We start from the raw sequence: 10,695 nt of genomic DNA on the forward strand, positions 1-10,695 counted from the left end.
CGATTGAAGGGGGAGAAATGATTTCGAAGACGTTGAGGACGGTGTCGGCCAGATTTGCGCTGTTGGTTGCCGAGGACGACGGCATGTCCACCGCGGAGTATGCGATCGGCACGATTGCGGCTGCCGCATTCGGTGCCGTCCTGTACACGGTTGTCACTGGCGACTCCATTGTCTCGGCGCTGACAGGCATCATCGACAAGGCGCTCAAGACAGCTGTGTGATGTTGTCCACGAGAGGTATTCGGCAAGCCGACGACGGCGCCGTGACGGTGGAGGCCGCGATTGCTCTGGCTTCGATCGTCACGGTGGTCGTGCTGTGTGTCGGTGGAGTCCTGGCGGTGTCGATGCAGGTTCGGTGTGTCGACGCCGCTCGTGAGGCCGCGCGGTTGGTGGCACGTGGTGATCGTGAGTCTGCGGTCACCACGGCCCGCCGGATCGCACCCGAAGATGCGTCGATCTCGGTGGAGATCGTCGACGGCTTTGCGGTGGCCGTTGTCAGCGCCGAGAGTGCGTTGCTGCCGTTGGTCGACATTTCTTCCGAGGCGGTGGCAGCTGTGGAGTCGGGAGTGGAGGAGGAGTGAACCTACGTGACGACGAAGGTGTTGCCACGGTTCTGGCGTGCTGCGTTCTGGCGGCGATCGTGATGTTGACCGGTGGGATGCTGCATGTCGGTTCCGCAGTGGTGGCTCGGCACACGGCTCAGTCGGCCGCTGATCTTTCGGCTCTCGGCGGTGCGGGCGCCTTGGACGGCGGTGACGAGTCGGCGTGTGAGATGTCCGCGGTGATCGCGGAGCGGATGCGTACGGTGCTCGCGGAGTGCGAGGTGCAGGGGTGGGATGTATTGGTCGAGATACGCGCACCGGTGTTGTTGTCGGGCTTCGGGATCGGGGATGCGCAGGCTTACGCGCGTGCGGGTCCGGTCAGCTGATGGTGTCGATGACGGCGGTCAGAACCTTGACCGCGCCGTCTTTGTCGAGTGGGTCGTTTCCGTTGCCGCACTTGGGTGAATAGACGCAGGACGGGCAACCGTGAGCGCATTCGCAGGACAGTATGGCGTCGCGCGTCGCGGTGAGCCATCGGGACAGTTCGCTGTGCCCTCGGTCGGCGAACCCGGCGCCGCCGGCATGACCGTCGTAGACGAAGACGGTCGGGAGTCCGGTGTCCGCGTGCATCGCGGTGGACACTCCGCCGATGTCTCCGCGGTCGCAGATCGCCACCAGTGGCAGCAGGCCGATTGCGGCATGTTCGGCGGCATGCAGTGATCCGGGGAACCGTTCGGGCGGGACCCCGATGGATTCGAGGAGTTCCGGCGTGACCGTGTACATCACTGCCCTGGTGGGCAAAGTGTGTGCGGGCATGTCGAGTTCGATCGAGTCGAGGACTTCACCCGAAGTCAACCGTCGTAGGTACCCGACGACTTGATGTGTCACCTCGACCTGGACGAGAGCGACGGCGATGTCGCCGTAGTTCTTGTGCTCGAGTTGTTCGGTGATCGTGATTTCGGTGGTCTCGCGAGCCGAGGTGGTCCAGTCCGGATTCTCGGTGTGCACCAGTGCGAGTCCGACGTCGAGGTCCAGTTCGTCGACGACGTAGGTCTCGCCTTGATGGATGTGCACGGCGCCGGGATGAACTGTGGCCGGAGCGCGGCCCGCGTCGACAGTGCCCAGCATCCGGCCGGATTCACCGTCGACAATGGCCACCTGAGTTCCGATGCCGCCGCGAATGTCCAAAGAGCCGTGGGGGTTCGAATCGGCGGTGACGAACCATCCGTGCTTTCGGCGCCGGATCCTGCCTTCCTCGGACAGTCTCGTCAGAACCTCGAGAGCCCCGAACGCGTCCACCTCGGCATCGGAAAGTGGGAGTTCCATTGCAGCGCAGAGAAGTTGTGGTCCCAGGACGTACGGATTTCCGGGATCTGTCACCGTCGCCTCGACGGGTTTGTCGAGTACCGCTGACGGATGGTGAACGAGGTAGGTGTCGAGTGGATCGTCGCGGGCGATCAACACGACGAGTGAACCCTCACCGCGTCGCCCGGAGCGACCCGCTTGCTGCCAGAACGAGGCGACGGTGCCCGGGAAGCCTGCCACGACAACGGCGTCGAGGCCTGCGATGTCGACGCCGAGCTCCAGTGCGTTGGTGGTGGCTGCGCCCAGCAGTGTGCCGTCGGCGAGTGCAGCTTCCAGTTCGCGTCGGTCCTCGGCCAGATATCCGGCGCGATACGACGCGACTCGCTCGGCGAGGTCCGGGTCCACCTCGGCGAGTAGACGTTTGGTGGCCATCGCGGTCAGTTCGGCGCCGCGGCGGGAGCGGACGAAGGTGAGAGTGCGGGCGCCTTCGATCATGAGGTCGGCCATGATCCGCGCGGCTTCCGCGCCCGCGGGACGTCGTACCGGGCTACCGTTTTCGCCGGTCAATGCCTCCAGTAGCGGTGGTTCCCACAGCGCGACGGTGCGTGGGCCGTGCGGCGATCCGTCTTCCGTGACCTCGGTGCAGTGTGCGCCTATGAGCCGCGAGGCCGCCGCGCCGGGATCTGCTGTGGTCGCGCTGGCCAGAATGAAGGTGGGTTCGGCGCCGTAACGGGCTGCAATTCTGCGTAATCGCCGGATCACGAGCGCGACGTTGGATCCGAAGACTCCCCTGTAGGAGTGGCATTCGTCGATGATCACGTATTTCAGGTTGCGGAAGAAGTGTGCCCATCGCTGATGGGTTCTGAGCAGAGAAATGTGGATCATGTCGGGGTTGGTGAAGAGCCAGCGTGAGTTCTCACGTGCCCAAGTGCGGAGTTCCTGAGAGGTGTCGCCGTCGTACGCACTGGCGTTCGTGCTGCGAAGTTCGACGTCGAAGTCGGTGAGGGACAGCACTGCTCGCAGTTGATCGGAGCCCAGCGCTTTGGTGGGGGAGAGGTACAGGGCTGTTGCGAGCGGATCGGTCGCCATGGCCGTCAGCACCGGGAGTTGGTACGCCAGTGACTTACCCGACGCCGTACCGGTGGCCACGACCACGTGTTTTCCGGCGTAAGCGAGGTCGGCGGCCTCACTCTGGTGGATCCACGGGGACCGCACGCTGTGCTCGGCGAGCGCACGTACGACGCTGGGGTGCACCCACTCCGGCCATTCGGTGAACTCGGCTACGCGAGCAGGTAACTGCGCGGTGAACATCAGTGGTTTTTCGCTTCCGCTGACCCCTGCGACGACCCGATCGAGCAGCATCTGCCCGTAGGTCTCGCCAGGCTTCCCTCCCGGGGCGGGGATCGGGGAAGGTGCGTTCACGTGACTCTCCGGGCTCGGCGTTGGGGTGTGGCGGCAATCGGAAACTGTCGCTACCTGCAGTTTTGATGATACGCAACGGTCGGCGGTCTTGGTGGAACCGGGTGCTCGGCGCGCGAGCGGGAAACCACGATCGTGGGCTGTTTTTCTCGTAGCGAACTTTTAACGTTTTTAGTTCCCTTTTCGACTGTTGTGCACGCGGAGAACATGGTTGACTGACAATCGGTCGCAGCTTCTGTGTTCGTAGGCTTGAGAAAGTGCACGCTCGCAGGATCGTTGTTGCGGGCGCGGTGCTCTGCCTTTCCTGAGGGGGAAATAAAGACGTACAGCGGTCGGAACCGGCCCGGTGGACTGTAAGGGCTGTTCACCGAATCCGGTGTTAGAAAGAGAAGGAAAAGCATGGCACAGGGCACTGTGAAGTGGTTCAACGCTGAAAAGGGCTTCGGCTTCATCGCTCCCGAAGACGGTTCCGCAGACGTCTTCGTTCACTACTCCGAAATTCAGGGCAACGGCTTCCGTACCCTCGAGGAGAACCAGCGTGTGGAGTTCGAGGTCGGCCAGGGCACCAAGGGTCCCCAGGCTACCGGCGTTCGCGCGGTCTGATTTTTCCGCTCACTTGCTGAGCGATTAGTTCGGACAGTATTTGTCCCCCATCGCATCCGTGCGGTGGGGGACAAATCTTTTCGGGCTGAGTTAGTACTTTCCCTGTCCGAGGTGAATGCACGCAGCTGTTCGGCCACGGCCGGTCGTCTATGCCGTCGATACCTTCGTGGCTTACGTTTCACTCTGTGAGCCAACTGTCCTTTTTCTCTGCCGAGTCGATTCCACCTGCCGTGACGGACCTCGCCGGAATGCTGGCCGGACCGGGTCAGGTCGTGACCTCGGAGGACCGTGCCCGGATCTCGATCGTCGTGGATCGGGACTGGAGAGCGCAGGCCGTTGCCGAGTTGATCGCGCAGTGCGGACTCGGGGCCGAGGTGACGCGTAGTGAAGAAGGCAGCCCATTGGTCCGCACTCAGTCGACGCCCGCACTCCTTCCGCTGTCCGTGCAGTGGACCAAGGGAGCTGTGAAGGCGGTGCCGGTCGGTTGGGTACCGAACTCCCGCCAACTCCGGGTGTGGGCCGTCGCGGCCGGCAGGCTCGAAGAAGGCGGCGAGCGATTCGTGTTCGGCCTCGACCCTCATGCCAAGGAGACGCACGCACCGCTGGCTCAGGCCTTGATGCGGGTTGGTATCGCGCCGACTCAACTGGGTAACCGGACACCGGGCCCGGGGCTCCGTGTGTCGGGAAAGAAGAGACTGACAAAGCTCGTCGAATACCTCGGTGAGGCGCCGAAACACGTCGACACCTCTGTCGCCTGGCCACACGTCTGACAGTGCTGATGCCGCGTGTCCGCCGGTGCTGATGCCGCGTGTCCGACGGAGCCCATACTGTACTGATCTGCACGAATGTCTTGCGGGTATGTCACTCTGTAAAGAGAGACACGGGGTATAACTTGCTCCACACGTCTAGTTCTGAAGATCTGCCGACGGCAGTGAACGTCCAAAGGAAGGCTCGGGCAGCAGGTGGCTAAAGCGGACAACGGCAGCGGTCAGGGAGCGTCCGGTAACCCTCGTCGCCTCGTGATCGTCGAGTCACCGACCAAGGCGCGCAAAATCGCTCCCTACCTCGGTAAGGACTACGTCGTCGAGGCATCGGTCGGTCACATTCGCGACCTCCCGCGCGGCGCAGCGGACGTTCCGGCCAAGTACAAGGGCGAGTCGTGGGCCCGTCTCGGCGTCAACGTCGATCACGACTTCGAGCCGCTCTATGTCGTGAGCCCGGAAAAGAAGGGCAAGGTCGCCGAACTCAAGTCTCTGTTGAAGGACGCCGACGAGCTCTTCCTCGCAACTGACCCCGACCGCGAGGGCGAGGCAATCGCCTGGCATCTCCTCGAGACTCTCAAGCCCAAGATTCCGGTTCGTCGAATGGTCTTCCACGAGATCACCGAGCCGGCAATCCGTGCTGCCGCCGAAGACACCCGCGAACTCGACACCGACCTCGTCGATGCTCAGGAAACCCGCCGCATCCTCGACCGTCTCTACGGCTACGAGGTCAGCCCGGTTCTCTGGAAGAAGGTCATGCCGAAGCTCTCGGCCGGCCGCGTCCAATCGGTGGCCACTCGCGTCATCGTCCAGCGTGAACGCGAGCGCATGGCGTTCAAGTCGGCGTCGTACTGGGACATTTCCGCGACGCTCGACGCCGGTGCAGAGGCCAGCCCGCGTAGTTTCGGTGCTCGCCTGGTCTCCGTCGACGGTTCGCGTGTCGCCTCCGGCCGTGATTTCGGAGCTGACGGAAAGCTCAAGGGCAGCGCGGTCACTGTGCTCGACGAGGCGTACGCGCGTCGTCTCGCGGAAGCATTGCAGGGCGTCGACCTCACGGTTTCCTCCGCCGAGGACAAGCCGTACACCCGCAAGCCTTACCCGCCGTTCATGACGTCGACGCTCCAGCAGGAAGCCGGACGCAAACTTCGTTTCACGTCCGAGCGTGCAATGCGCATCGCACAGCGTCTGTACGAAAACGGCTACATCACCTACATGCGTACCGACTCGACGACTCTCTCGGAGTCGGCGATCGCTGCCGCTCGTGCGCAGGCCACCGAGTTGTACGGTCCGGAATACGTGCATCCGACGCCGCGTCAGTACACCCGCAAGGTCAAGAACGCGCAGGAAGCCCACGAGGCGATCCGCCCCGCCGGCGACGTGTTCCAGACCCCGGGTCAGCTGCACTCCAAGCTCGATTCCGACGAGTTCAAGCTGTACGAACTGATCTGGCAGCGGACCGTCGCTTCGCAGATGGCCGACGCCCGCGGTACGACGTTGACGCTTCGCATCTCCGGCACGGCAGGCACCGGCGAGGACTGCACGTTCTCCGCTTCGGGTCGCACCATCGTGTTCGCCGGCTTCCTCAAGGCTTACGTCGAGAGCGTCGACGAAGAGGCCGGCGGTCAGTCCGACGACGCCGAATCCAGGCTTCCGGTGCTGGTCAAGGGTCAGGAAGTCACGGCCACCAAGCTCGATCCGGACGGGCACAGCACCAACCCGCCCGCTCGCTACACAGAAGCCAGCCTGATCAAGACGCTCGAAGAACTCGGCATCGGCCGTCCTTCGACCTACTCGTCGATCATCAAGACCATCCTCGATCGCGGATACGTCTACAAACGTGGCAGCGCGCTGGTTCCGTCCTGGGTGGCGTTTGCCGTCATCGGGCTGCTCGAGGTGCACTTCGGCCGGCTGGTCGACTTCGATTTCACGGCAGGAATGGAAGACGATCTCGACGCGATCGCCGGTGGCCGTGAGCAGCGTGGCAACTGGCTGAGCAGCTTCTACTTCGGCGGCGAGACAGGCGCTGAAGGTTCGGTCGCCCGCGAGGGCGGGCTGAAGAAGATGGTCGGTGTCAATCTCGAGGAGATCGACGCTCGCGAGGTCAACTCCATCCGACTGTTCGACGACGCCGAGGGTCGCGAAGTTCACGTGCGCGTCGGCCGGTTCGGCCCGTATCTCGAGCGCATGGTTCAGAACCCGGACGATCCCGAAGGCGATTTGATCTCGCAGCGGGCAAATCTTCCCGATGACCTGCCACCGGACGAGCTCACTCCCGAGTACGCCGAGAAGTTGTTCTCGACGCCTCAAGAGGGCCGCAAGCTGGGCGTCGACCCGCTGACGGGCCACGAGATCGTCGCGAAGGAAGGCCGCTTCGGTCCCTACGTGACCGAGATCCTGCCCGAACCGCCGGCCGAGCCGGAACCGGACATCGTTCCCGTCACCGCTCCCGAGCCGGAAGAAATCAGCTCGGGCAGCACCAAGACTGCGGTGAAGAAGGCCGCGGCCAAGAAGGCGCCTGCGAAGAAGGCTGCCAAGAAGGTCGCAGGCCCCAAGCCGCGGACCGGATCGCTGCTCAAGTCCATGGACTTGGCGACGATCACCTTGGAAGATGCGCTGCGTCTGCTGTCGCTTCCGCGCGTCGTGGGTGTCGACCCCGAATCGAAGGAAGAGATCACCGCGCAGAACGGCCGTTACGGTCCGTACCTGAAGAAGGGCACGGACTCACGCTCGCTCGCCAACGAAGAGCAGATGTTCACCGTCACGCTCGACGAGGCCCTCAAGATCTACGCCGAGCCGAAGCGTCGTGGGCGTCAGGCGTCGGCAACGCCTCCGCTGCGTGAGTTGGGCGTCGATCCGGTCAGCGAGAAGCCGATGGTGATCAAGGACGGCCGATTCGGTCCGTACGTCACCGACGGCGAGACCAACGCCAGCCTTCGCAAGGACGACGACGTCGAATCCATTTCCGATGCTCGGGCGTCGGAGTTGCTGGCTGATCGTCGTGCGCGCGGCCCGGTCAAGAAGAAGGCAGCAGCCAAGAAGGCTCCGGCCAAGAAGGCCGCTGCCAAGAAAACAGCCGCAAAGAAGGCCCCGGCAAAGAAGGCCGCCGCCAAGAAGGCTCCGGCGAAGAAGGACTCGTAAGGCTTCGTCGGTGCCGACGGTTAGGGTTTTTGCATGAGTACTGAAGTGGCCGAACGAGGTGTGTTCGGTCGGCTGGTGGGTCAGCACGACGTCGAGCAGAGCCTGCGTGATGCTGCACTGTCGGCTCGTGGCGATTCCAGCGGCTCGGAGATGACCCACGCGTGGCTCTTCACCGGGCCACCCGGCTCTGGTCGTTCGGTGGCTGCTCTCTGCTTCGCCGCTGCCCTGCAATGCACCTCCGACGGTGCACCAGGGTGCGGTGAGTGTCATGCGTGTACGACGACGATGGGTGGAACCCATGGTGACGTACGACGGATCATCCCCGACGGCCTGAGCATCAGCGTCAAAGGCATGCGCGAGATAGTCAACATCGCTTCGCGTCGACCGACGACGGGGCGGTGGCAGGTGATCGTGGTCGAGGATGCCGATCGTTTGACCGAAGGCGCAGCCAACGCCCTCCTGAAGGTTGTCGAGGAGCCGCCGGACCGCACGGTCATCCTGCTCTGCGCGCCGACGACCGATCCGGAAGACATGTCTGTCACCCTCCGATCGCGGTGTAGGCACATGCCGTTGGTGACGCCGTCCGTCGAATCGATCGCCCAGGTACTGATCGACCGCGACGGGCTGGATCCGGAACGGGCGAGAATCGCCGCATCGATCAGCGGCGGACATGTCGGCCGGGCTCGGCGTCTCGCCACCGACGAGAGCGCGCGCGACGAGCGTCAGCGTTCGCTTCGACTTGCCGCAGACGCGATCGGGGCTTCGACGGCGTACAAGGCCGCAGAGAACTTGGTGAAGTCGATCGAGGCTGACACCAAGGCGTTCTACGCCGAACTCAAGGAACAGGAGCTCGAGGAGCTCAAGGTTTCCTTGGGTGGTGGTGGAACCGGCAAGGGAACAGCCGGGACTCTGCGCGGATCGGCTGGTCTGATCAAGGACCTCGAAGCGCGTCAGAAATCGCGCGACACCCGGGCCCGCCGCGATCTTCTCGACCGGACGCTGATCGACCTGGCCGGCATGTACAGGGACGCGCTTTCCTATTCGCTGGGGTCGACGTCGACGGCGACCCATCCCGACATGGCTCGGCAGGCCGCCGAGTTGGCTGCACGAACGTCCCCGGAGGGGTTGCTCAAGTGCATCGAAGCGGTGCTCGAATGCCGCGAGGCCGTCGACTTCAACGTCAAGTTGCAGTGGGCGCTCGATGCGATGGTTGCCTCCATCGGAGCCGCTTTCCGACCCCCGTTTTCGCGATCCGGGGGTTGACCAGATAGACTCGCCACCGCCGAAAGGCACGCTGCCTTAGCTCAGTCGGTAGAGCATTTCACTCGTAATGAAAAGGTCGAGAGTTCGATTCTCTCAGGCAGCTCAGCCAAGAGCCCCACACCCGGAAATCCGGATGTGGGGCTCTTGTCGTTAGTTCCCAATTCTTGCGTATGTGCGGTTTATCCTGAGTTCGGCGAACACGTGCCTGAACAGGGGAGACCTCGATGTCGGATCAGAACTGGGGACCAGGCCAACCATCGCAGAATCAGCCGCCGTACGGGCAGATGCCGCCGATGCCGCCGCAGGGTTATCAGCCGCCGACGCCCGCCTATCCGTACGCAAGCTGGATCTCTCGGGTGTTTGCGTCAATCCTCGACGGCTTTGTCGTTCCGCTCCCCGGCGTCATCCTCGCGATCATCGGGGCGGTGATCGCGTTCTCCGGATCCGAAGTGACCACATACGACGACGGCAGCGTGAGCGCTGAAGGCGGCAATCCGGTCGGCGTGATCGTCATGGTCGTCGGCATACTGGCGATCTTCTTGATCGAGGTATGGAACCTCGTCTTCAGACAAGGGAACACCGGACAGACGCTCGGCAAGAAGTGGCTGGGAATTTCGGTGATTCGGGAGTCCGACGGTGTGCCTCTCGGCCCGGTGATGGCGCTGCTTCGTTGGATCATGATGGCGATCCTGGGTGGCGCCTGCTTCCTCAACTATCTCTGGCCGCTCTGGGACTCGAAGCACCAGTGCTGGCACGACATGGTGGTCCGGTCGGTAGTCGTTCGCGCGCGCTAGTCGCTGCCGAGGTCTCTTACAGTGGGTGCCATGGAGTTGGAAGCGGTCACAAGTCGACGACGCTCGCTGGCCGCACCCGTCGGTGTTGCTGCAGTGGCCGTGACGGCCGCCGCGGTACTCCACGTCCGTGATCCCCACAGCGCGGGTAGTTACGGCGTTTGTCCGATGTACGCGTTGACGGGATTGTGGTGCCCGGCGTGTGGTGGCCTTCGTGCGGTCAATGACCTGACTAATCTGGATATTGGCGCCGCAGTGTCCAGCAATGCCTTGATCGTGCCGTTTATCGCGGTGTTGGTGATCGCGTGGATCGGTTGGACAGTGCGCCGTTGGAAAGGCACGCGGGATCGCATGATCGTGCTTCGGCCGACTGTGACGATCGTGGTGCTCGGAGTTCTCGTTGCATTTACGGTTGTTCGAAACACCCCGTGGGGGAGCTGGCTCGCGCCGGCGTGACGGTAAGAGGTCGACATGGCACTGCAGGTTTTTTCGCTCATCGTTCTGCTCGGCGCGCTGATCATCCTGATTCCGACGGCACGACGTGTCTTCGGCAAGAAGGACGACGAGTAGGCCTCGACAACTGGGCCCGCGCGGCACATGCTGGCGGTATGGCTGATTCGTTGAAAGCCCGCGTCAAGGAAAAGTTGCTGAGGCAACTCGCCGAGGACGGTCGGCACCCGATTCAGGAAGCTGAGGGTGACGATCCGCGGTTGGTGTCGATCAACGACGATCTCGAAGCGTTGGAGCAGGCCGAGGAAGGCGATCCGATCGTCGAAGAACTGGCCGAGAGGTACTGGGTTCCGTGAAGTTAACCGACCGCAGTGCTCTGACCTGGCGATTTGGTGTTGTGTTGATCTTCGCGTAACTTTGTCCA

Annotated in this window: 11 protein-coding genes and 1 tRNA gene; 11 read left to right on the forward strand and 1 reads right to left on the reverse strand. The window is 63.2% G+C overall.

Annotation, left to right across the window (positions count from 1 at the left end; translation table 11 throughout):
- The first annotated feature begins 17 nt into the window (after positions 1 to 17).
- From QM609_RS07055 to QM609_RS07065, 3 genes are read left to right on the forward strand one after another with little or no spacing between them, the layout of a single operon-like run.
- On the forward strand, positions 18 to 221 hold the full coding sequence (locus tag QM609_RS07055; RefSeq protein ID WP_007732448.1) for a DUF4244 domain-containing protein: 204 nt from the start codon (positions 18 to 20) through the stop codon (positions 219 to 221).
- Positions 221 to 580, forward strand: coding sequence for a TadE family type IV pilus minor pilin (locus tag QM609_RS07060; protein WP_050655290.1), 360 nt, complete (start codon positions 221 to 223; stop codon positions 578 to 580). The genes QM609_RS07055 and QM609_RS07060 overlap by 1 nt, the downstream gene beginning before the upstream one ends.
- Positions 577 to 927, forward strand: coding sequence for an Rv3654c family TadE-like protein (locus tag QM609_RS07065; protein ID WP_050655289.1), 351 nt, complete (start codon positions 577 to 579; stop codon positions 925 to 927). Before QM609_RS07060 ends, QM609_RS07065 begins: the two co-directional genes overlap by 4 nt.
- Here QM609_RS07065 and QM609_RS07070 read toward each other — a convergent pair.
- On the reverse strand, positions 920 to 3,208 hold the full coding sequence (locus tag QM609_RS07070; RefSeq protein WP_050655288.1) for a DEAD/DEAH box helicase: 2,289 nt from the start codon (positions 3,206 to 3,208) through the stop codon (positions 920 to 922). The genes QM609_RS07065 and QM609_RS07070 overlap by 8 nt on opposite strands.
- A 456-nt stretch (positions 3,209 to 3,664) precedes the next feature.
- Between QM609_RS07070 and cspE the strand changes: the two genes are divergently transcribed.
- The 8 genes from cspE (at position 3,665) to QM609_RS07110 (ending at position 10,627) form a co-directional block, all read left to right on the forward strand.
- Positions 3,665 to 3,868 carry a transcription antiterminator/RNA stability regulator CspE gene (gene cspE, locus QM609_RS07075; protein WP_003946117.1) on the forward strand — a complete coding sequence of 68 codons (204 nt, stop codon included), beginning with the start codon at positions 3,665 to 3,667 and terminating at the stop codon, positions 3,866 to 3,868.
- A 185-nt stretch (positions 3,869 to 4,053) separates the two neighbouring features.
- Positions 4,054 to 4,638, forward strand: coding sequence for a hypothetical protein (locus QM609_RS07080; RefSeq protein ID WP_003946106.1), 585 nt, complete (start codon positions 4,054 to 4,056; stop codon positions 4,636 to 4,638).
- 192 nt (positions 4,639 to 4,830) lie between these two features.
- Positions 4,831 to 7,767: a type I DNA topoisomerase gene (gene topA, locus QM609_RS07085; protein ID WP_003946104.1), complete on the forward strand. Its 2,937-nt coding sequence runs from the start codon at positions 4,831 to 4,833 to the stop codon at positions 7,765 to 7,767.
- A gap of 33 nt (positions 7,768 to 7,800) precedes the next feature.
- On the forward strand, positions 7,801 to 9,030 hold the full coding sequence (locus QM609_RS07090) for a DNA polymerase III subunit delta' (protein ID WP_019746652.1): 1,230 nt from the start codon (positions 7,801 to 7,803) through the stop codon (positions 9,028 to 9,030).
- Positions 9,031 to 9,060: 30 nt separating this feature from the next.
- Positions 9,061 to 9,133 (forward strand) — tRNA-Thr (locus QM609_RS07095).
- A gap of 121 nt (positions 9,134 to 9,254) precedes the next feature.
- Positions 9,255 to 9,824, forward strand: a complete 570-nt coding sequence (locus QM609_RS07100; protein WP_047270004.1) for an RDD family protein — start codon at positions 9,255 to 9,257, stop codon at positions 9,822 to 9,824.
- Positions 9,825 to 9,854: 30 nt separating this feature from the next.
- Positions 9,855 to 10,277 carry a DUF2752 domain-containing protein gene (locus tag QM609_RS07105; protein ID WP_050655307.1) on the forward strand — a complete coding sequence of 141 codons (423 nt, stop codon included), beginning with the start codon at positions 9,855 to 9,857 and terminating at the stop codon, positions 10,275 to 10,277.
- Positions 10,278 to 10,429: 152 nt separating this feature from the next.
- A complete protein-coding gene (locus QM609_RS07110; RefSeq protein ID WP_003946112.1) occupies positions 10,430 to 10,627 on the forward strand; it encodes a hypothetical protein in 198 nt (65 codons plus the stop codon).
- Positions 10,628 to 10,695: the final 68 nt, after the last annotated feature.

The sequence above is a fragment of the Rhodococcus sp. IEGM 1302 genome (assembly GCF_030056935.1).
Taxonomy (GTDB): Bacteria; Actinomycetota; Actinomycetes; order Mycobacteriales; family Mycobacteriaceae; genus Rhodococcus_F; species Rhodococcus_F qingshengii.